Source organism: Ruegeria profundi (assembly GCF_049800715.1).
Taxonomy (GTDB): domain Bacteria; phylum Pseudomonadota; class Alphaproteobacteria; order Rhodobacterales; family Rhodobacteraceae; genus Ruegeria; species Ruegeria profundi_A.
Genome location: NZ_JBNAFO010000005.1, coordinates 65,685 through 84,781, shown reverse-complemented (window position 1 = coordinate 84,781; position 19,097 = coordinate 65,685). Strand labels below are relative to the sequence as shown.

The window sequence follows — 19,097 nt, the reverse complement described above, 5'->3', positions numbered from 1 at the left end:
GCTGGATTTGTTACAATACGTAACGGCTGAGGTCGGTTGATTTCGTCAACTCACCCAGATTGTCATCCACGAATTGCGCGTTCACCGTGATCTCGGTCCCAGCCTGATCAGGCGCGGTGAACGAGAGTTCTTCGAACACACGCTCCATCACCGTGTAAAGCCGCCGGGCGCCGATGTTTTCAACACTCTGGTTCACATCCGCCGCAATCTTGGCCAGCGCCGCGATGCCGTCATCGGTGAAACTGACGGTGACCTCTTCGGTACCCATAAGGGCGGTGTATTGGAGGGTCAGCGCGTTGTCCGTCTCGGTCAGGATGCGCACGAAATCTTCTTCTGTCAGCGCGCGCAGCTCCACTCGGATCGGCAGACGGCCCTGAAGCTCGGGCAGCAGGTCCGAGGGTTTGGCAATGTGGAACGCACCCGAGGCGATGAACAGGATGTGGTCGGTTTTCACAGGGCCATGTTTGGTGGACACCGTCGTGCCCTCGATAAGAGGCAGCAGGTCGCGCTGGACCCCTTCACGGCTGACATCGCCGCCACGCGCTTCCGCGCGCGCGCAAACCTTGTCGATCTCGTCCAGAAACACGATGCCGTTCTGTTCGACCGACTCCAGCGCCACTCGGTTGACGGTTTCGTCATCCAGCAGCTTGTCGGCCTCTTCCCCGATCAGCAGGTCATAGCTTTCGGCCACGGTTACTTTCTTTTTCACCGTGCGGCCGCCGAAGGCCTTGCCGAAGATATCGCCCAGATTCATCATGCCCATCTGGCTGCCGGGCTGGCCGGGTACGTCGAACATTGGCATCGGGTTTGAGGTGTCAGACAGCTCCAGCTCGATCTCTGTGTCGTCCAGCTCACCTGATTTCAGCTTCTTGCGGAACATCTCGCGAGTCGCTTCGCGGGCATCGGAGCCGGCGATCGCTTCGATCACGCGATCCTCTGCGGCCTGATGGGCGCGGGCTTTCACATCCTCACGCATGTATTCGCGGGTCTGGATGATCGCTGCGTCGGCCAGATCGCGCACGATCTGTTCAACGTCACGGCCGACATATCCGACTTCGGTGAACTTGGTGGCCTCGACTTTGATGAAGGGCGCACGGGCCAGTTTGGCCAGACGGCGGCTGATTTCGGTTTTTCCGACGCCGGTGGGGCCGATCATCAGGATGTTCTTGGGGTAGACCTCATCCCGGATATCATCGGCCAACTGCTTGCGTCGCCAGCGGTTGCGCAGAGCCACGGCCACGGCGCGTTTGGCGTCTTTTTGCCCGATGATGAAGCGGTCCAGTTCCGAGACAATCTCGCGCGGGGTCAGGTCGGTCATATGTGTTTTATCCGTCTGTTTCGAAGCGGAACCTAATCATACGTCGCGAAAACACAAGCCGATCACGAAAACATCACGACAACTCACAGAAGACACACGGATATTCGTAGTGATGTGAATCGCCATGCGAGGGTCGCGTGCGGCATAAAAAATGGCGACGGGCACACAGGCCCGCATCTATCTTATGGAGATACCGCATCATGATGACTCGTCGTTCTCTTTTTGTGAAAGCTGCTGCCACCGGCGCTGCCCTGACCCTGGCCGGCACCACTGCTGCTGTGGCCGGTGGAGCCAAAAAGAAAGGCACGTTCGAGGGCCGTTCGAACCACATCACCACCGGTTCGGTGAAACTGGTCAAGGATGGCGATCGCTACATTGTTGAACTGGGCAAAGACTTTTCGCTGGACAACGGCCCCGACCCGCGCGTCGCATTTGGGAAAGACGGCACTTACGCCCCGGACAGCAAACTCGGCGCGCTGTTGCACCTTGCAGGTAAGCAATCCTATGCCGTCCCACCGACCATGGATGTGTCGGGATACAACGAAGTATACATCTGGTGCGAGGTTGCTGGAGTGCCTCTGGGTGTAGCATCGCTGAAGTAATCACGCCGTCAGAGGTCGGGTTCTCCGGCCTCTGGCACACTGTTAGGTAACGGCACAACTGTCTGTTACACTCGCCCCAAGCTATTGGAACCGGGGGCGTTTTTTATGACCAAGATTGCCAAGATCACCCTTCTGTTTGTGGTGTTTGTGGACCTGATCGGACAGGGGCTCGTCTTTCCGATCATCAACTCTCTGATCATGGAGACGAAATCCGGGTTCCTGCCCGAAGGCACACCCGACGGCCGTCGCCATTTCTACTATGGGCTGGTGATCGGGTGTTTCTTCCTGTCGTGGTTTCTGGGGGTCGTTTATGTCTCGAAAGTCTCGGATTCCATCGGGCGCAAGAACGCGCTTCTGGTTTGTCTCGGCGGAGCACTGGCAGGCTACGCCATTACCATCGCCTCGCTCTACCTCGACAGTCTGTTGCTGCTGATCCTGGGTCGGTCGATCACTGGTTTTACGGCTGGCAACCAGCCTATCGCGCAAGCGGCGATGATTGACGGTAGCACCGATGCTGCCGATCGTGACCGCAATATGGGGTATATCGTGACCGGCGTCAGCTTTGGCCTTGTCGGAGGGCCGATCATCGGCGCCGTACTGTCGGATTCCGCCCTGTTGGGTAGTTTTGCCACGCTCAGGACACCCTTCTATGGCGCCTTTGTTCTGGTGCTGATCGCCATTTTCCTCGTGTTGGCTTTCTTCAAGGACACCCGTAGCGAACGCGCGCCCTTTGTTTTTCGTCCGCGCGATATCACCGACAGCCTGATCGCCGTGCGCGGCCATCCGATGGTTCTGAAAATTCTGCCGGTCTATTCGTTCTTCATGATCGCCAACGTCACCTTTTATGTGTTCGTCGACAATTTCCTGACCAGCCGGTTCGGCTATGGCGTAATCGGAGGCAGCATGGCCATGGTCGTCATCGGCTTTGCGCTGGCCTTTTCCAGCACCTTCCTTGTGAAACCCGCGCAAGAGAGGTTCAGCAAGCACAAGATCATCTATGTCTCACTGATCACGATGGTGATCTGCGGGCTTGCCTTCGCTTTCAGCCCCAGCGGCGCGCTGAGTTACATTCCGGTCTTCTTCTTTTACTTCTTTTTCGGTGTTTCATACCCGACCCTTCTGGGCCTGTTTTCATCGAGCGTCAGTGAGGCGGATCAAGGTTGGGTCATGGGCGTGACCACGGCAGTCTTCTGCCTTGCCGGAGGGGTTATGTCCCTGATCGGCGGCGGGCTGATGAGCGTCGACATCCGCGTGCCCTACTACATCGTGATCATCGCGGCGATCTTCGGCCTGATCGGAATGCACCGTCGCTGGAAAGGCAAAGAGATCAAGGCGCTGTTAGCTTGAGGCAGCTTTGCGTTTGATTTGAGTCGAAATACGCTGCTTTTCCCTTCGGTCGAGCGCGCATTTCGATACAGTGTTTTGGTGAAACGCAGAACGCCCTAGATCGTCTCGACCGTCAGATTGCCGTTGGTATAGACGCAGATGTCGGCAGCAATCGCCATGGCTTCACGTGCAACCGTTTCAGCGGGCTTGTCGCTGTCCATCATCGCGCGCGCAGCGGCGAGGGCAAAGTTTCCGCCCGATCCGATGGCGGCCACGTTGTGTTCCGGCTCCAACACGTCCCCTGCCCCGGTGATCACCAGCAGGTCCTTGCCATCGGTGACGATCAGCATCGCTTCGAGCTTTTGCAGGTATTTGTCGGTGCGCCAATCCTTGGCCAGCTCGACCGAGGCACGGGCCAGTTGGCCCGGGGTGGCCTCAAGCTTGGCCTCCAGCCGCTCGAGCAGAGTGAACGCATCCGCCGTCGATCCGGCAAAGCCTGCCACAACCTCGAATCCACCGGGTGACAGGCGGCGGACCTTGCGGGCGGTGCCCTTGATCACGGTCTGACCCAGGCTGACCTGTCCGTCCCCGGCAATCACCACCTGGCCGTCTTTCTTGACGCCAATGATCGTTGTGCCATGCCAACCGGGAAAATCGCTGTCTGCCATCAGGGCCTCCGTTCATCACTGGGACCCTATATGGGCCGGAGCCAGCGCCAACGCAACTGTTCACAAACTGCCCAAAAGATATGCAAGAAACGCAGATCGGGTCTACCAGACTGGCAATTGTGAGACTCAGACCCCTGCACTACATGAGGCTTACAACCGACATTGGGTCGGCTGTTTCAGTTTGAAGGACTGCGCAAATGGCAAATACTGCACAAAACACTGCGCCGCTCGGAGCAGCTACCATCCTGCACGTAGTGGACGCGTTCACTGTGGCTTTCGAAAAAGCGGTTGAGTGGAACGAAACTCGTAAGACACGCAAGGCGTTGTCGCAACTGAGCGACGCTCAGCTGGAAGATATCGGTCTGACCCGCAAAGACATCATCACCATCTGATCCGTTTCAGATCAGCCGTAGTAAGGATGAGCCGCTCGTCCGAGCGGCTTTTTCTTTTTCATACTAGCCTGTATTTCCCCGACATATCAGGCAGATAGGCCTCAACCGCTGCGGTTGCGATAACGTGACGGGTGCCTGCATCGCTATCCTCGACGTCCAGCCCACCAAACACAGCCCGCACCTCGGCCCTGCCCCGCGGCAGATCCTGCGCAACCAGATCGCAATCCACGGCCTCGGGCTGATGCACGCCAATCGTCACCACGACGCGCATCTCTTTGTGGTCCACGCCCAAGCGCGAAAACAGAGTAATCGAGGAATGATGCAGCGCGTCCTGCACCGCCCGCTGTGCGGCCTTGGTATAGTCCTGACCGTAGAGGTCGTTGCCGGTGCCCATCTCAAGAATGATACGTTTCTCACTCATGCCGCGGGCTCCATATCGAATGAGACGACGATGGCGGCGTTTGCGATCACCGTGTGGCCTTCGGCATGCGGTTTCTCGATGTCTAGCCCACCGCGGGTGACCGTGATGTTCGGCTGACCGTATGGGAACACGGCCTTCAACGCCTCGCGGTCCACTTTATCGGGTTGCTGCACGCCGATCTCGGCATCAATGATCATTGCCTCTTTGGGAAAATCGAACAGCTCAGCCATATTGACCGAGTTGTGCCACAGCGCATCCTTGATCGCGCGCACGGCGGCCTCGGTATAGTCCTCACGCCGCAGGGACGTGCCCATACCAAATTCCACAAGTACTCGTGTTTTTGCCATCAAAACCTCAGGGTCAAAAAAGGGTCATAAAAAAGGCGCCCGGTTCGGGGCGCCTTTGAATATTCGCATTCCAATCCTGATCAGATGGATTCGTCGATCCAGCTTTGCAGCGCCGCTTTGGGTGCTGCGCCCGCGCGGTTCGAGACAACCTGACCGTCCTTGAAGATGAACAGCGCGGGGATGCCGCGCACGCCCATCGCAGCGGCTGCGTTCGGGTTGCTGTCCACGTCCACCTTGGCGATTTTCACCTTGTCGCCATACTCAGCGGCCAGTTCTTCCAGTGCGGGGCCGATCTGTTTGCAAGGACCACACCATTCCGCCCAGAAGTCCACAACCACGGGAACGGTCGAGTTCTTGACTTCGGCATCAAAGGTATCGTCGGTAACGGCTACGGTCGACATATTCTGTCTCCTGAATGGGGTAAACTCGGGAAAGGAACGTAGGTGCCGCGTCGGGTAAGGTCAAGATATCTGGGCGCGGGTCAGTGCTTGCGTCACAAGATCGTGTGGCAGCCACATCAACGCGGCCGTCCGCGTCCACAGGATGGCGGTACGGATGGTCTTGTCCGGGTAAATCTGACTTAAAGCCTGCGCATAGGCCCCCATCTGTCGCAACAGGCCTTCGGGGCAGGCTTCTGGCTGCTCGGGTACCTTGGCATTTGTTTTGAAATCAATCACATGCACTTCGGTATCCGTTATGATCAGCCGGTCGATTATACCATGCATGCGCCGCCCGTTCAGTTCCGCTGACACCGGGACCTCGGCCAGCGCATCCGCCGCGAAGACTGGTTTCAGGTGATCCGCTGTCAGGACCTTGGTGACCTCAGACAACAACTCGGCCCTAGCCTGATCCTGCATATCGGGTAGAACCCGCGCGCACAGCATGGGCCAGTCATCCCGAGGTGCGCTGGGAAGATGTTCCAGCAGCAGGTGCAATCGGGTACCGCGCAGCTTTGCGGCCTCTTCATCCTGCCCCGCATCACCCGGCAGCGCTTTTGCTCCGCCAAGATCTGAGGGGCTGAGGGTTTCTGGTTCCGAGGGTGGATCCTCGGCGGGATGCTGGAAGTACGCGGGCAGGTCCTGACTTGGCTCGGCGTGTTCGCTGCGTTCGACCAGCGGCAATCCCTCCCAATCGCCATGGGCCAGTCGCCGTGTCAGCGACCCCTCTATCTGTGTCGCGCCCGCGCGCTCCATTGCGGCCTCGACCATCTGATACCAGCTGGTTCCGTCCTTTCCGACATCCCCAGCAGCGGCCACAATCAGCCACTTTTCGGCACGTGTTAGAGCCACATATAGCAGTCGAAGGCGTTCATTCTCCTCACGGTTTCGGGCCTCCTCGCGGGCGCTGGAGATCAGCTTGGGCGAGACATCGGCGGGAACCTTCCACAGGGGCGTTCCACCCGCGACCATGATCTCGGCATCGCGTGGGGCCTGCCGTTTGCCGGTATCCGGCAGGATCACGATGGGCGCTTCCAACCCTTTTGAGCCATGCACGGTCATCACGCGGATCATGTTACCCACGCCGCTCATCTGGCGTTTGATCTCCAGGTCGTCGGTCTGCATCCAGACCAGAAACCCGGTCAGGCTGGGAATATCGGTCCGCTCATAGGCCAATGCCTGCGAGAGCAGCGCGTTGATCCCATCCTCGGCCTCGGCCCCCAGCCGACCCAGCAGCTTTCGCCGTCCGTCATGGCGGGTCAGGATGCGCTCGATCAGGTCATAGGGCCGAAGAAAGTCGATCTGTCCGCGCAGATCGTTGAGGATCATAAGCGTTTCGGGAAACTCGTCCGAGCGATTGCGCAGCGCGGCCCACAGGAATTTCTCTTGCCGGCGATGGGCCAGATCGAACAGAGCCTGCTCGGACCAGCCGAACAGAGGGGATTTCAGGACCGTCGCAAGCGACAGGCTGTCTTCGGGCGTGGCCAGAAAGCTCAGCAGCGCCGCCAGGTCCTTCACCGCTAGTTCCGCGCCGACTTTCAAACGGTCGGCCCCGGCGATGGGCAGATGCAGGGCTTTGCAGGCGCGGATGATCTCGGCAAACAGGTCCGAGCGGCGCTGGACCAGGATCAGGAAATCCCCCGGCTGAACCTTGCGGCGCACGAATGTACCGGGCGTTTCGCCATCTTCCGGGATCGTGGCCCCGGTGTCGATCATGTGCTTGATAGACTGCGCCACCTGCTCGGCCAGAATGACGGTGTGGTGGCGCGACCCGGGCCGATCCACCGGATCAGTCCAATCGCCATCCTCGTCATCCTCGACCTTTTCCACCACGGGCCAGAGGTCTACGCGTCCCGGCAGGTCTCCCTTGAACGCACGGTGTTGGCTTTCCTTGTGAAACCCCGCCTCGGCCTGATTTTCGAAGAGCAGATCAACCAATGACAGGATCGCGCTGGAGGACCGGAATGAGTATTCAATCGTCGAATCCCACAGTTTAGAGCCTGACTCTTCCAGCTTTCGCCCAAACTCGGCCTGCATTCGGTCAAAGGCCTGCGGGTCGGCGCCCTGGAAGGAATAGATCGACTGTTTCTTGTCGCCGACCACAAAGATTGTGCGTTCAACCTCGGATCTGGCCCCTTCCCCGCTGGTGAATTCCTGTGCCAGCTTCTCGACCACGTCCCATTGATCCGGACTGGTGTCTTGTGCCTCGTCCACCAGAATGTGGTCGATGCCGCCGTCCAACCGGTACAAAACCCATTCGGCCACCGCCGGGTCGTTCAGAACCTGCCGCGCGCGGAGGATTAGATCGTCAAAGTCCAGCCACCCACGCAGCTGCTTACGGCGTTCATATTCCGGCAGGAAGGCTGCAGCGAAGCGATGCAAAACGGTGGTTTTTTGCGCAGCGACCAGCGCCAGCCGTTGTTCGCGCGCGGCCTCAACCCGCAACATCAGCGATTCCAGCTGTGGCATGCGGTCCGCCAGAGCGCCTTCGCGCAGGGCTTTGGTCGGGAAATTGTTGATCTTGGCGGTGAACGGCTCCTTCGCGCCCTTTCCCGTCAGCAATACGCCTTCCAGCGTAAGCAGATGGGTCAGTTTTGCCTCGGTGAATGCTGCGAGTTTCGCGGCGGCCTTGGCATTGTTGCCGCCGCTCTCAATCAGGGCAGGCAACATGGATTGGATCAGATCAACCTCACCGCCCAGAAACACCTGCGCTGATAGGGTGTCGTCGTCAAAACCCTCGGGCAGTCCAAATCGCTGCAGCAGATCCGAGCGCTGCAAAGGCTGGGCGAACAGGTTTCGTTTCTGGGTCACCGCCGCAGTCAGCTTGTCGAACCCGGTATCGGTGACGAACCGCGCGATGTCTTCGATCAAACCGGCCTGAGGGCCCTCGGCGAAATCCTCGATGATCTCTTCGCGCAGCAAAGCGGCGGCGCGGTCCTCCATTTCTGAAAACTGAGGGCTGACACCGGCCTCAAGCGGGAAGCGGCGCAGCAGTGAAGCACAGAAAGAGTGGATGGTTTGGATTTTCAACCCACCCGGCGTTTCTATCGCGCGGGCAAAAAGGGTACGGGCCTGCGCGAGACGGCCGGGGTCGATAGCTCCTTCGACGCCCAGATCCGTCAGTTGCGCCAGCAACGGCGCGTCCCCCAGCATCGCCCATTCCCCAAGCCGCTTGAACAGCCGGTTCTGCATCTCGCTGGCGGCGGCCTTGGTGTAGGTCAGGCAGAGAATGTGCTGCGGTTGCACCCCGCTCAGCAGAAGCCGCGCCACGCGGTCAGTCAGCACGCGGGTCTTGCCCGACCCGGCATTCGCCGCCAACCAGGTCGAGGCATCGGGGCGCGCGGCCTGCACCTGCCGCTCGGTGGCGTCGTTGCGGGCGCTCATGTCAGATCCTCGGGGAGGGTTTCGGATGTGCGGTCCCATTCGCCGAATCGGGCCAGATGATCGTAGTCGCCGATATCGGTGTCTTTGTGTAACATGCGGCGAGAGGAAAAGCCCTGATCAGGCTCTAAATAGGCAGAAATCAGCTCTTTCAGCTCAGCCAACACCTTGTCGGTGGGTTCTTTTGCAAGCGGAGCCGCGACCTCTTTGTAACTGCCGCCCATACCGATGAAAATCGCCTCGGCCACGTCGGTGGGGTCGATCCCTTCGATGGCGCCCTGCTCGGCCATGGCGGCTTCGATCAGCAACTGTTTGTCGAACTTCGCCTGCTGGCTTTCGGTCGGCGGCGCACCGGTTTTGTAGTCCACAATCCGCAACGCATCTCGGCTGTTGCAATCGATCCGGTCGGCGCGTCCGGCGATGGTGAAGTCCAGAGGCTCCAACACCAGTTTCATCGCGGCCTCAAACGCAACCGGGCCACCGTCGCCCCGGCGATTGATTTCGGCACTCAGAAAGTCGTCGGCGATCCGTTCCAGCCGCGCCAGCCACAGTTTGCGGGCAGTCGGCCAGGCGACATGAGCCTCAAGCATGTCATGGGAGCGTTTCAGGAAGTTTTCGCGGGTTAGTAAGGCGGTATCCAGCACGCTGTCCTTAACGAAATGCTCAAGGATTTCATGAATCACGATCCCGCGCAGTAACGCATCGGGGGCCTGCACCAGCGGATCGAGTGGTTTCAGACGCAGCACATGCTTCGCGTAAATCGCATAAGGGTCTCGGATCAGGCGCTTGATCTCAGTGACCGAAAGGCGCCGCGGTCGGGCGGCGACCGGAGGTTTGGGCGAGGGGCGATGCGCTGCCTTTATCCGAGGCGCTTGCTCCAGTGTTTTGGCCCAGTTGAGATAGGTCCGACCCCGCGCGCGCATATCTGCTAGCGCCGTCTGGCCGCCTTGGTCGGGCAGGCCTTGCAATAGGTTCGTCAGACGGTTCAGCCAGCGCGAGGGTACAGTTTCCGCATCGTCCGAGCGGGTGGCGCGGGTCAGCCAGACCTCGGGCGCGCCGATGGCCTGTTGGAAATCGTGCGCCGAAAGCCCGATCCGCCGTTCGGGCAGCAACAAGCCCGCCTTGTCGCGCATCTGGCGGTTCAGCCAAGGGTCCGGCGCTGGCGCTTCGGGCCAGCTGCCCTCGTTCAAACCACCGAGGATCAGCAGATCTGCACCCTGAACGCGGGCCTCGAGCGTGCCCCAGATCATGATATGCGGGTGCGGGGCGTCGCGGTCGCGGACTTCTTCTCCGGCCAGAAGCGCGCCCAGAAGATCGGCGAAGTCATGGGCGGTCATGGGGCCGCCGTGATGGGCCTCATCGCGCAGATTGGTCAACACTGACAGGGCCTTTTGGCCCGCGTTCTTGTCCCACAGTGTGCCTTGGTCGCCCGCATTTCCGGCCGAGATCGACTCGGCCAGAGACAGCAATCGGTCGACCCATTCGGTGAGGGGCAGTTCCCCGGTGATTTGCTGATCGCAGAAATGCGCGCTGACCCAGCTTAACCATCCTTCGGGCGCTTCGGTGCGGTTCGCGGATGCGGTCAGGCTGGCTTGGTCCGGGAATGGAGGGCCATGGCGGCGCAGGTCCAGTTCGAGATCGCGGGTATGCAGCAGATGGGCACCGCGTTCACCCCCGTCATGGCACAGCGGATGTTTCAGCAGCGTCAGCAGCGCCTCACCCTCCAGACGGCGCGCAAAAAGGCCCGCCACATGGCGCAGAAACCGGCCGGGCGGAGACAATTGCAGCGGAAGACCAGCACTATCATCGGGTAGGATGTTCCAGCGATCCAATGCCGCGCTGACCTGCCGGGTCAGCATCCGATCGGGTGTAATCAAAGCGGCGGTCTGGCCCGTCTCAGCCGCCTGTCTCAGGCGAAGGGCGATGGCAAGGGCCTCGGACCGGGGTGAGTCTGCCTCGACCAGTGTCAGGTCGCGCGTGGCCTGATCCAACTCGGTCAGCTTTGGGCCTTCGGACATCCACGCGTCGGTGATGGGGGCAGGGCGCAAAGCCAGCGAAACCAATCGGTTACGTGCGGGTGAGGGCGGTTGTTCATCCGTCCAGGGCAGGATCTGATCATGCTCCAACCCCAGCTCTCGCACCAATTTGCGGAACCGATACTGCGGGTGGTCCTCCGAGGTCAGCGCCTCGTCCAGGCGGTCCCAAACGGCGCGCGGCTGGTCGAAATCATAGCCCGGCAGGATCAAGGCCCCTTGCGGCAGGCGCGCGACAGCTTGCATCAGCATCAGCGTCGTGCCGCGCGATCCGGTCGAGCCGGCCAAAATGACGGGATGTTGCGGCGGAGCCTCCTGCCAGCGGCCGATCAGGCTTTCGACCACCCGACGTTGCCGCGCCTGTGCATCCATCGCCTGATCGCTTGCATCAACAAAATGATCCGCGATGCCAATAAACGCCTGCGCGCGAGCCCAATGGCCGGACATATCGCTGACATCCAATTGGCGGATCGCCTCTGGCGACACGCCCTCACCCTGCATCTCATCAATCAAGGCGGCCAGGCTGTCGGAAAGGTCGAACAGGGAGGCCCGTGCGGCCAGATCAGGCTGTTGGTCCAGCAGTTTTGAGATTAGCTGGGTCAGTTCCAGCCGCCGTCTCAGCGGGGGAATTGCGGGCGGAATCTGTGCCAGATCAACGCTTTCGCCCAGATCGGTGACCAGAGAAAGCCTGGGCAACAGGCAGGGCGGCCCCTGATCGAACAGGTCACGCACTCGTCGGGCCATGCGGCGCGTGTTGACCACTAATTGCGCGCGGGCGAGCGCGTGCGGAGGGCCAGAGGCACGCTGTCGTAGCCCGTCAACAAGCACTTTGGGAAAATCCGTGCCCGGCGGAACGGCGAACACCCGTGGATGAGTGCTGGGGTCAAACATCCGCCAGCATCCCCTCAGCCAGAGCGATCCCTTCGGGGCGTCCGACATCACACCAACGGCCGGGATATTCCAGTGCGAACAGGCGTTGCCGGTCGTGCATCTGGTTCCACAATAGGTTTAGCGAAAACGCCTGTTCCGGGATATTCTGCAGCCCATCGGTTTTCAGAATCTGCACGCCGCCATACACCAGACCTGGCCCGCGCGTGATCCGACCCTCGGTATCGGCGGTAAAATCCCCTTCGCCCGCATGCCCGATGGTTTGACCAATCGGGACGCACATCAAAAGCGCATCCATCCGGTCCGGGTCCCATGCCTCTTGCAGCAGGCTCAGCGGGTTGGGTCCGGCCCAGATTGCATCGGTGTTCATGGTGAAAACCGGGCCTGCGCCCAGTAGAGGCAAAGCCGCCCGCAAACCGCCGCCGGTTTCCAGAATCTCGGGCGTTTCATGTGAGAGCAGAATGCCTTTAGGCGCTAGATGCGCCTGCAACTGATCGGCGTGATAGTGCAGGTTTGCAACCACACGGGCTGGTTGAACGGCATCCACTAGCGCAAGCGCGTGGTCGATCAGCGGGCGTCCGGTGACCTCGATCAAAGGTTTTGGCCGGTCCTTGGTCAACGCGCCCATCCGGGTGCCGAATCCGGCGGCAAACAGCATCACGGCATCGGGGGATTGGCTCATGATGCTTTCAGCCTTGCGAGGTTTTCGGCGGTTGGTTCAGGCAGGGCGTCGCGCAGGATACCGGCAACCGGGATCAGCGCAGGATGCTCCAGATCGCGCATCAGATGCGCCCATGTGGCGGGTATCAGATCGACGTAATGTGGCTTGCCATAATCCGTGGCCAGCCGGGCAAAAACACCCAGAATACGTAGGTTCCGCTGCGTGCCTAGAACGCTGTAGGCGGTCCGGAAGTCATGGTCATCCATACCAGAGGCCGCGATATAGCGATTGACCATCTGCATTTCGATTCCGGTCGGCACGGTCCGGCGCACATCCTGCAAGAGCGAGACCAGATCATAGGCTGGGTGCCCCAGCATCGCCAGTTGGAAGTCCAGAAGACCGACGCGCTGCACGCCCTCGCGTTCTGGCAGCCAGATCAGGTTTTCGGCGTGGTAGTCCCGCTGAACGACGACTTTGGTGCCCGAGGTCTCCTGCAGCAGGATATCGGCAAAGCGCAGCTCGAACCTCTCCTGCGCGTCTTCATCGTGGTCGCCCAGAATGGCCTGCGCGTATTTGGTGAAGGCCAGAGCGGCCAGCTCGGTCATCAATGTGGGATCGTATGAGGGCAGGGTTAGGATCGGGGCCTCATGCAGATGCAAAAGAACATCCGTTGCCGCCTCATATAAGAGGCGTTCCTGGCTCGGGTCCTTGATCAGAACGCGTGAAAATAGATCATCGCCCAGATCCTCCAGAACCAGAAACCCGTTCCGATTGTCTTCGGCGTAAATCTCGGGTGCGCTGAGGCCCACCGCGCGCAGATGGTTCGCGATCCGGACGAAGGGTTCGACATCCTCTCCCCGATCCGGCGGCGCATCCATCAGAACCGCCGTGCGACCGGTCGCCGGATCTGTCAGACGCTCATACCTGCGGTTCGAGGCATCCCCGGCCAAGGGCGCGCGCGTGGCATTGGCCCATGGCGTCTGTGCAATCAGGGCCTCGGCCAGCACAGTACGATCTGTCATAGAGTATTCTCCAGTTTCCCAAGCCATTTCGGATCAGACCAGGACAGGGTCAGGTGACGTGTCTCGGTTTCAACCGGGTCGGTTTGGAAGGCAAGCGTCAATGCAGTGTCGGGGGTCAGCGGCCCAAGTTTGTCGGGCCATTCCACAAGACAGAGCGCAGTGTCAAAGGCTTCGGTCAGGCCCAGCTCGTCCACCTCATCCACCGAGGTCAGCCGGTAGAGGTCACAATGCCAAATCTCGCCGATCTGCGTGTCATAAGCCTGCACCAGTGTGAAGGTGGGCGAGGGCACATCCTCGGGCGGGTTCATCAGCGATTGGATGAGGCTACGGGCAAAGTGGGTCTTGCCGCTGCCGATCTCACCTTGCAGCAGCAACACATCCGCAGGTCTCAGGGTCGCACCAAGACGCGCCGCAAAATCTGCCGTGTCCTGAGGGCTTTGTAGTGTGAGGGTGACAGGTGCCGAAGTCATGGCGCCACAATGGACCTGCGCCCCAGCGGCTGCAACCCGGTTTAGGCGCTGATCTGCGCCATGGGTTCGGCGGTCAGAGAATTGCTTGCCGTCGCAAAGCGCACGATTGTGGCACCGTTCTGCATGGGCATAACGGTACAGTCTAGCGCGGTGCCGTTGCGCATCTGGATCTCGGCGCTCCATTCGGTGCGGTCATCGCGCATATCCACGAAATCGCGGATCTCACCCAGGACCGGAGTGGCGACGCAATGATCCTGCCAGATGCGCGTGACTTCGGTCACTGTCTCACTGTGAAATCCGGCCTCGTCCTGGGTTCCCCAGAGCCTCTGATAGGCGTAGTTGGTCAGGGCCAATGTGCCGTCCTCGGAGAAGACCGCGATTGCGTCGGCCAGCTTGTCGAGGATGGATTGCATCAGGTCCATCTCGGACCGGAAGCGCCGAGTCAGGGTGATCTCGGCGGTGATGTCTTCGAACAGAAATGCTACGGCGCCATCGGGATGCGGGCGGCCGCTGACCGAATAGACCGAGCCCGAGGGCAGGGACCATGTCTCCTGATAGTTCCCGTCTTCAGCCGCTTCGAGTAAATCGTTCATCTGATTGCGCCATGACCGATAGTTTTTGGGCTCGGGCATCATGTGCTGATCCCTTAGCCGGTCAAAAAAGCTGGAAATATTGGGACGGCAGCTGAGGAAATCCGGCGGCAGAGTGGTCAGGTCAATCAATGCCGGGTTGAACAGGGCCAGTTGACGGTTGCGGTCGAAAATAGCCAAGCCGATCGACAGCTGCGCGAAGGTCTTGGTCATCGTCTGCACGAATTTGCGCTGGGCGGTTTCTGCCTGCACAATCGCATTGATATCGACCGCATAGAACAGGCGGCCTTCCGCATGGTCCACCTGGGTCAAATCAAACCACAATTTGCTTTCACTTCCTGCCACGTCTATCGAGACGCGGGATTTCCCGCCGCGCCGCGGCTCGGCCCCGGTGTCCGGGAACAGGGGCAGGGTCAGGTCGGCATCCAGCCCGCGCGCCTTGCGGACAAGGGCGACATAAGCCGCGTTGCACCAGCGCACGCTTGCGTTCTGATCCAGCAGCCAGACCGGGTACGGCGCCTGATCCATCGCCAGCCGGATCGGATCATTCGGGTCGCGCAGCTTGGTTTTCTTTTCTCTTGCCGGTTCGTGCAGTTGAATTCGAACGATCCCGTCAATCCATTCGCACAGAACCTCACGCTCAACCGTGCAGTCGATGGCTGAGACAACCAGATTGCCCTGATCGCGCACGAGATCGGGCGTTTCCGGGAAGGTCGGAAAGTCGCGCTGCAACAAACGTCGCAAATCGTTCCAGTCCGCGACATGTTCGAAACCGGCCAGCGCTATGTCAGAGTGGCTGATCAGGCGGTCGCCATCGAACAGAAAAACGGCGTCGAACAGGGAACTTGCGGTAAACATGCCATAGCTGTTGTCCCGCCGGGCGCGACGCGGCAGCAGCCACAGGATCGCAAAGCAGCACGAGACCAGGCTGATCGCGGCCAGAATGATCCAGTCTGCCATCTTCTCCCCTTACGACTGCGGAACCCCAACGCAACCTAAGGCGAGAATGGTTAACGGTGTCTTAACTCAGACCTGGATAGGCTGGTTGCGCCCGGAGGGTACCGGGGTATCGCCCTGTTGCGCGTCGATGCGTTTGCGCGGCCATTCGACCTTGACGATTGCTCCCCGGCGGTCGGGTTTGTCCGAGAGGTGCTGATACGGGTCCGAGCCGTTGGCAAATTCCAGATCCGCCCCGCTGCGCTCCAATAGGGTTTTGGCGATGAACAGGCCAAGCCCCATACCTTCGTACTCAGGGCGCGCGCGCTGGTCGGTCTCGGCCCGTCTACGCCGCATCAAGGGATCACCAATCCGCCCGATCAGATGCGAGGGGTAACCGCGCCCGTCATCCATGATACAGACGGTGATTTTGTCCGAGGTCCACTCCGCCTCGACCCAGACATTCGCGCGCGAGAAATCCACCGCGTTCTGGATCAGGTTGCGCAGCCCGTGAATGATCTCGGGTTTGCGCAGGATTGAGGGTTGTTGCACGTCCCCATCCAGAACCGGGCCTTCGGCGAAATGCACGGTTTTACCCCGGTCGATATGCGGCTCGGCGGCCTCATGCACTACAGTGGACAAGGGCGCTTGGCGCAGATGCAGATCGTCCTTGCCGGCACGTCCCATATCGCGCAGGATGTCCCGGCATCTGTCCGCCTGCTCGCGGATCAGGGCGGCGTCTTCTTTCAGTTCGGGGCGGTCGTCGAGCTCCTCGATCAATTCGGAACTGGCCAGTTTGATCGTCGCCAGAGGGGTCCCCAGCTCATGCGCGGCAGCGGCGACAACTCCTCCCAGATCGGTCAGCTTCTGTTCGCGCGCCAGCGCCATATGCGTGGCCGCCAGCGCTTCGGACATTGAGCGCGCCTCGGAGCTGACCCGGTGCGAGTAGGCCCCGATAAAGACAATTGCGATGATGATCGCGGCCCAGTTGCCGAACAGAAGAATGTCGGGGATTTGCAGGACCAGGCCAATCTCGGTCCGCAGGGGCAGGTGAAACTCAGCCAGAAGGGTGGCCAGCGCAATTGCCACGGCCCCCACGATGAGCGTTGAGCGGGTACTCATGACATTGGCCGAGATCGTGACCGGACCCAGCAACAGCAGGGCAAAGGGATTGTTCAATCCGCCGGTCAGATACAGCAGGATCGCAAGTTGAAACAGGTCGAACAGCACCATCAGGAAGTTCTGAAACTCAGTCAGGCGTTTGTTCTGCGGGAACAGGAAGCTGGCCGTCAGGTTGCCGATCACCGAAACGCCGATCGCCAGATAACACAGGGTGACCTCAAGCTGCACATGATAGCTGTGTTGAGCCACGGTGATGGCCGTGATCTGGCCAAAGATGGCCACCCAGCGCAGCAGGATAAGGGTGCGCAGCCTGATCCAGCTGCTGCGTTCCGGGCCGCCCCATAAACTTTGGTTGGATTCTGCCATTGGTCACTTATGTCCTGTTGCATCGGCTGATCATCTTGATAGGTGTCCCGGCTGATACGATCAACAACCCCTTGCAAACGGAAAACGATCATGACCCGCCTGTATGCTATTCTCGCAGCTGTCGTTCTTGCCATCGGCCTCGGCGCCATGTGGCTTCTGACACTGGGGTCCGGGTCGGATGACAAATACGCGCAATGCCGGTCCAGCCAGATCGCGGGCGGAACTGCGACAATTGGCGGGCCGTTCGAGTTGGTTAATGGTAAGGGCGAGACGGTCACTGACAAGGATGTGATCACCGAGCCGACGCTCGTCTATTTCGGCTATACGTTCTGTCCCGATGTCTGCCCGTTTGACATGTCCCGCAACGCCGAGGCCGTGGACATTCTGGCCGAGCGCGGGCAATCCGTGACGCCTCTGTTCATCTCGATCGACCCCGATCGCGACACGCCTGAAGTGGTCGGAGACTACGCCTTCAACCTGCATGAACGTCTGATCGCCCTGACCGGTTCACCCGAGCAGGTCAAGGCCGCCAGCCAGGCCTACAAGACCTACTACAAGGCCCACGACAAAAGCGACGAATACTATCTGGTCGACCATTCCACCTTCACCTATCTGGTCACACCCGAAGATGGGTTTCTTGAGTTCTTCAAACGTGAAGACACAGCGCAGCAAATGGCTGAAAAGGTCGGCTGCTTTTTGGGCCAAGCCGGCTCCTGACAAGCCGGTTTGACCTTTGGCCCCGCGCTGCTATTACTTCTAGGTAAAGCCAAAGGCATGAAATAGCGGAAAGACTCAACGATGGCAGACAGTTCCCAGCTTGATATCGGCCCCGATAAATCTCTGCTTTTGGTGGATGATGACGAGCCGTTCCTGAGACGCCTTGCCAAAGCTATGGAAAAACGCGGTTTCGAGGTTGAAACCGCAGGTTCTGTCGCCGCAGGCCGTGCCATTTCCACCGCGCGTCCGCCGGCCTATGCGGTTGTCGATCTCCGGCTAGAGGATGGCAACGGTTTGGATGTCGTCGAAGTGCTGCGTGAAAAGCGCCCCGACAGCCGGGTCGTAGTGCTGACCGGCTACGGGGCCATTGCCACAGCCGTCGCCGCCGTCAAGATCGGCGCGACCGACTACCTGTCCAAACCCGCTGATGCCACAGATATCACAAACGCATTGCTGGCCAAGGGCGACGAACTGCCCCCGCCGCCGGAAAACCCCATGAGTGCCGACCGTGTGCGCTGGGAGCATATCCAGCGGGTCTACGAGCTGTGCGACCGCAACGTCTCGGAAACCGCGCGGCGCCTGAACATGCACCGTCGGACATTGCAGCGTATTTTGGCGAAGCGCAGCCCGCGCTAAAAAGCAGAGCTTTCACTCGTCTGATCAGAGAGTAGTCTTTCAGGCTACTCGCCAGACTTAGGATAGATGAACCCGTTTACCGGGTACAAACTGCCGTATTGCCCCGGAACGCTCTCGACCCGAACCAGTGTCCAGTCATTGTTCTTGGAGACATCTTTCACGCCCATTTTCAACGACACTTTGTTGCGGTGCCAATTGGCGTGGTTCACGATGACGACCCGGTCGCTAACAACATCGGACACGACAGCCACATGGCCCAGCGGCATGCCACGCGTTGCCCGAAACGACATGACCGAACCGACAGCCGGTTCGTTGCCTCGCTGAAACGTACTGCGCGCCTTGCCCCACCAGTCCTTGGCATTGCCGCGAATTTGGATACCGCTAAGGCTACGAGCGTAAGGCACGCACCACACCCTTTGTCCCCGAGCCTGCTTTTGCGAGACCTCTTGCAGGGCCATTGACTGACGTTCCGGATCAAGTTGCGCGTCGGTCGGGCCGTGGGCGCAGGCAGAGACCAGACTCAAAAGCCCTACCGCAACTGCGGTTCGCGCGCCGCCGGATAAGCGCGGCCAAGTGATGTCCGTTTTGCGTTTGCCCGTATTCAAGAATCTTCACTGCCCATTTTGAAGACACGCAAGTTTTAGGGGCATCTGACGGGCTGTGAAAAGAGGCTTGCCAGCACACGGCAAGATTTCGCCGATTCTTTGTTAAACAAGTAAGACAATAACCGTTCCGGAATACGACTAAATTACTGAAGTGTTGTT

17 protein-coding genes and 1 pseudogene are annotated in these 19,097 nt (G+C 59.9%); 5 read left to right on the top strand and 13 right to left on the bottom strand.

The features are described 5' to 3' along the window. Window positions 1-10: 10 nt before the first annotated feature. Entirely contained in the window at window positions 11-1,318 is a 1,308-nt protein-coding gene (gene hslU, locus ACP15L_RS10060) for an ATP-dependent protease ATPase subunit HslU (protein ID WP_425084053.1), read from the bottom strand. A gap of 200 nt (window positions 1,319-1,518) precedes the next feature. Between hslU and ACP15L_RS10055 the strand changes: the two genes are divergently transcribed. Together ACP15L_RS10055 and ACP15L_RS10050 are read left to right on the top strand one after the other, a co-directional pair. Next, window positions 1,519-1,920: a DM13 domain-containing protein gene (locus tag ACP15L_RS10055; RefSeq protein ID WP_425084052.1), complete on the top strand. Its 402-nt coding sequence runs from the start codon at window positions 1,519-1,521 to the stop codon at window positions 1,918-1,920. Window positions 1,921-2,025: 105 nt separating this feature from the next. Then, window positions 2,026-3,267 carry an MFS transporter gene (locus tag ACP15L_RS10050; protein WP_425084051.1) on the top strand — a complete coding sequence of 414 codons (1,242 nt, stop codon included), beginning with the start codon at window positions 2,026-2,028 and terminating at the stop codon, window positions 3,265-3,267. A 95-nt stretch (window positions 3,268-3,362) separates the two neighbouring features. Here the strand turns inward: ACP15L_RS10050 and hslV are convergent, their stop codons facing one another. Further along, complete coding sequence (gene hslV, locus ACP15L_RS10045) at window positions 3,363-3,914, bottom strand: ATP-dependent protease subunit HslV (protein WP_170462831.1); 552 nt, start codon at window positions 3,912-3,914, stop codon at window positions 3,363-3,365. A gap of 197 nt (window positions 3,915-4,111) precedes the next feature. Between hslV and ACP15L_RS10040 the strand changes: the two genes are divergently transcribed. Beyond that, on the top strand, window positions 4,112-4,306 hold the full coding sequence (locus ACP15L_RS10040) for a DUF1127 domain-containing protein (protein ID WP_170380185.1): 195 nt from the start codon (window positions 4,112-4,114) through the stop codon (window positions 4,304-4,306). A gap of 58 nt (window positions 4,307-4,364) precedes the next feature. On the opposite strand, the gene ACP15L_RS10035 is transcribed toward ACP15L_RS10040, so the two are convergent. The 10 genes and pseudogenes from ACP15L_RS10035 to regB form a co-directional block, all read right to left on the bottom strand. Next, on the bottom strand, window positions 4,365-4,727 hold the full coding sequence (locus ACP15L_RS10035; RefSeq protein WP_425084050.1) for a Lin0512 family protein: 363 nt from the start codon (window positions 4,725-4,727) through the stop codon (window positions 4,365-4,367). Further along, entirely contained in the window at window positions 4,724-5,074 is a 351-nt protein-coding gene (locus ACP15L_RS10030) for a Lin0512 family protein (protein WP_425084049.1), read from the bottom strand. Before ACP15L_RS10030 ends, ACP15L_RS10035 begins: the two co-directional genes overlap by 4 nt. Before the next feature lie 80 nt (window positions 5,075-5,154). After that, window positions 5,155-5,496, bottom strand: a pseudogene (gene trxA / locus ACP15L_RS10025) (thioredoxin); the annotation flags it as partial. 39 nt (window positions 5,497-5,535) lie between these two features. Further along, window positions 5,536-8,895 carry a double-strand break repair helicase AddA gene (addA, locus tag ACP15L_RS10020; protein WP_425084048.1) on the bottom strand — a complete coding sequence of 1,120 codons (3,360 nt, stop codon included), beginning with the start codon at window positions 8,893-8,895 and terminating at the stop codon, window positions 5,536-5,538. Further along, window positions 8,892-11,816 (bottom strand): double-strand break repair protein AddB, encoded by a 2,925-nt coding sequence (gene addB / locus ACP15L_RS10015; protein ID WP_425084047.1) that lies wholly within the window; start codon window positions 11,814-11,816, stop codon window positions 8,892-8,894. The genes addA and addB overlap by 4 nt, the downstream gene beginning before the upstream one ends. Then, a complete protein-coding gene (locus ACP15L_RS10010) occupies window positions 11,809-12,495 on the bottom strand; it encodes a nucleotidyltransferase family protein (protein WP_425084046.1) in 687 nt (228 codons plus the stop codon). Before ACP15L_RS10010 ends, addB begins: the two co-directional genes overlap by 8 nt. Next, on the bottom strand, window positions 12,492-13,496 hold the full coding sequence (locus tag ACP15L_RS10005; RefSeq protein WP_425084045.1) for an aminoglycoside phosphotransferase family protein: 1,005 nt from the start codon (window positions 13,494-13,496) through the stop codon (window positions 12,492-12,494). Before ACP15L_RS10005 ends, ACP15L_RS10010 begins: the two co-directional genes overlap by 4 nt. Further along, window positions 13,493-13,966: a tRNA (adenosine(37)-N6)-threonylcarbamoyltransferase complex ATPase subunit type 1 TsaE gene (gene tsaE, locus ACP15L_RS10000; RefSeq protein ID WP_170480111.1), complete on the bottom strand. Its 474-nt coding sequence runs from the start codon at window positions 13,964-13,966 to the stop codon at window positions 13,493-13,495. Before tsaE ends, ACP15L_RS10005 begins: the two co-directional genes overlap by 4 nt. A gap of 41 nt (window positions 13,967-14,007) precedes the next feature. Further along, window positions 14,008-15,516: a PAS-domain containing protein gene (locus ACP15L_RS09995; RefSeq protein WP_425084044.1), complete on the bottom strand. Its 1,509-nt coding sequence runs from the start codon at window positions 15,514-15,516 to the stop codon at window positions 14,008-14,010. 66 nt (window positions 15,517-15,582) lie between these two features. Next, entirely contained in the window at window positions 15,583-16,980 is a 1,398-nt protein-coding gene (gene regB / locus ACP15L_RS09990) for a sensor histidine kinase RegB (protein ID WP_425084043.1), read from the bottom strand. A gap of 90 nt (window positions 16,981-17,070) precedes the next feature. On the opposite strand from regB, the gene ACP15L_RS09985 reads away from it, so the two are divergent. Both ACP15L_RS09985 and ACP15L_RS09980 read left to right on the top strand, forming a co-directional pair. After that, entirely contained in the window at window positions 17,071-17,697 is a 627-nt protein-coding gene (locus ACP15L_RS09985; protein WP_425084042.1) for an SCO family protein, read from the top strand. 81 nt (window positions 17,698-17,778) lie between these two features. After that, window positions 17,779-18,333, top strand: a complete 555-nt coding sequence (locus tag ACP15L_RS09980; protein WP_050604676.1) for an ActR/PrrA/RegA family redox response regulator transcription factor — start codon at window positions 17,779-17,781, stop codon at window positions 18,331-18,333. Between the two features lie 44 nt (window positions 18,334-18,377). On the opposite strand, the gene ACP15L_RS09975 is transcribed toward ACP15L_RS09980, so the two are convergent. Next, the gene (locus ACP15L_RS09975) at window positions 18,378-18,857 is read right to left on the bottom strand and encodes a CHAP domain-containing protein (RefSeq protein ID WP_425084041.1); all 480 of its coding nucleotides are present in this window, start codon (window positions 18,855-18,857) and stop codon (window positions 18,378-18,380) included. Window positions 18,858-19,097 lie beyond the last annotated feature (240 nt).

What these genes read in the sequence shown, in the direction of transcription:
- hslU (WP_425084053.1), bottom strand. Translation starts at nt 1,318, where the DNA reads ATGACCGACCTGACCCCGCGCGAGATTGTCTCGGAACTGGACCGCTTC.
- ACP15L_RS10055 (WP_425084052.1), top strand. Translation starts at nt 1,519, where the DNA reads ATGATGACTCGTCGTTCTCTTTTTGTGAAAGCTGCTGCCACCGGCGCT.
- ACP15L_RS10050 (WP_425084051.1), top strand. Translation starts at nt 2,026, where the DNA reads ATGACCAAGATTGCCAAGATCACCCTTCTGTTTGTGGTGTTTGTGGAC.
- hslV (WP_170462831.1), bottom strand. Translation starts at nt 3,914, where the DNA reads ATGGCAGACAGCGATTTTCCCGGTTGGCATGGCACAACGATCATTGGC.
- ACP15L_RS10040 (WP_170380185.1), top strand. Translation starts at nt 4,112, where the DNA reads ATGGCAAATACTGCACAAAACACTGCGCCGCTCGGAGCAGCTACCATC.
- ACP15L_RS10035 (WP_425084050.1), bottom strand. Translation starts at nt 4,727, where the DNA reads ATGAGTGAGAAACGTATCATTCTTGAGATGGGCACCGGCAACGACCTC.
- ACP15L_RS10030 (WP_425084049.1), bottom strand. Translation starts at nt 5,074, where the DNA reads ATGGCAAAAACACGAGTACTTGTGGAATTTGGTATGGGCACGTCCCTG.
- addA (WP_425084048.1), bottom strand. Translation starts at nt 8,895, where the DNA reads ATGAGCGCCCGCAACGACGCCACCGAGCGGCAGGTGCAGGCCGCGCGC.
- addB (WP_425084047.1), bottom strand. Translation starts at nt 11,816, where the DNA reads ATGTTTGACCCCAGCACTCATCCACGGGTGTTCGCCGTTCCGCCGGGC.
- ACP15L_RS10010 (WP_425084046.1), bottom strand. Translation starts at nt 12,495, where the DNA reads ATGAGCCAATCCCCCGATGCCGTGATGCTGTTTGCCGCCGGATTCGGC.
- ACP15L_RS10005 (WP_425084045.1), bottom strand. Translation starts at nt 13,496, where the DNA reads ATGACAGATCGTACTGTGCTGGCCGAGGCCCTGATTGCACAGACGCCA.
- tsaE (WP_170480111.1), bottom strand. Translation starts at nt 13,966, where the DNA reads ATGACTTCGGCACCTGTCACCCTCACACTACAAAGCCCTCAGGACACG.
- ACP15L_RS09995 (WP_425084044.1), bottom strand. Translation starts at nt 15,516, where the DNA reads ATGGCAGACTGGATCATTCTGGCCGCGATCAGCCTGGTCTCGTGCTGC.
- regB (WP_425084043.1), bottom strand. Translation starts at nt 16,980, where the DNA reads ATGGCAGAATCCAACCAAAGTTTATGGGGCGGCCCGGAACGCAGCAGC.
- ACP15L_RS09985 (WP_425084042.1), top strand. Translation starts at nt 17,071, where the DNA reads ATGACCCGCCTGTATGCTATTCTCGCAGCTGTCGTTCTTGCCATCGGC.
- ACP15L_RS09980 (WP_050604676.1), top strand. Translation starts at nt 17,779, where the DNA reads ATGGCAGACAGTTCCCAGCTTGATATCGGCCCCGATAAATCTCTGCTT.